We start from the raw sequence: 962 nt of genomic DNA, 5'->3' as shown, positions 1-962 counted from the left end.
ATCTACCAATCCGTTTACGGCATCCTGGTCGATAACTTCACCATTACCATCGGGAGCAGGTTTGAGCGGCCAACGCATACAACCATATCCCAAAAGTGAAACACGGTCACCGGTGGTTGGAGATGTGCGGTAAGTCATTTTATCGGTGGGCACCTCTCCTTCTCCTGTTGCGCTACTTGCAGAAGTAGTCCCCTTTGAAGAGCATCCGTATAACAGACCTGTCGATGTGGCTGCACTGATACCTACAATCTTAATAAAATCTCTTCTATTTATATCTTTCTTATTTTTATCTTCCATAATCTTATACTGATTTAGATCAAATAATTCTATGCATCTGATGTCCTGTCACATAAATGGCGCTGAAAGGACGGGACGGACAAAGGTTCTCACACGCCCCACAACCGATACATTTTTCTACATTTACTACCGGAATCTTTGGAGAATCTGTTTTTTCAGGATCGGAAGCTACCATCTGTATGGCACCTGTCGGACAATGGCGGGCACAGTTGCCACATTCCATTCCATCTGTCAAAGGTACACAGTTCTCTTTAATCCATACGGCATGTCCGATCTGAATAGCTGATTTCTCGGCAAGACTGGTGAGATGAATAGCACCGGCAGGACAAACTTCCGAACATTTAGTACATTCGGGACGGCAATATCCACGTTCGTATGATATTTCCGGTTGCATCAATGTCAATAGGTTGTCCGATGGGCGCAATACCTGGTTGGGACAAACAGAGACACATAATTGGCAGGCTGTGCAATGTTGAGTGAAATTGCGTGCGCTTAAAGCACCGGGAGGATAGATAGGGTTTTCTCTTTGGGGAATCTTTTTATCTTCGATAGTAGCCAATCCTCCGTCTACTTTTTTCTCTTGTGCTTTCAGTACAGAAGTTGTTGCAAAAATGGCCGATGCTGAAAGGAAGCTACGACGGGCATTGTCTACCTGTTCAGTAGTG

Annotated in this window: 1 protein-coding gene and 1 pseudogene; both read right to left on the bottom strand. The window is 44.8% G+C overall.

Annotation, left to right across the window (positions count from 1 at the left end):
* Positions 1–297, bottom strand: a pseudogene (locus AB5935_RS26430) (aldo/keto reductase); the annotation flags it as partial.
* A 19-nt stretch (positions 298–316) separates the two neighbouring features.
* Positions 317–962 (bottom strand): 4Fe-4S dicluster domain-containing protein (locus AB5935_RS26425; protein WP_368327920.1); only part of this gene is annotated, 646 nt, incomplete at its 5' end.

This window comes from Phocaeicola sp. RTP21198st1_B8_RTP21198_201120 (assembly GCF_040929485.1).
GTDB lineage: Bacteria > Bacteroidota > Bacteroidia > Bacteroidales > Bacteroidaceae > Phocaeicola > Phocaeicola dorei.
This window is presented reverse-complemented; position numbering and strand designations above follow the sequence as displayed.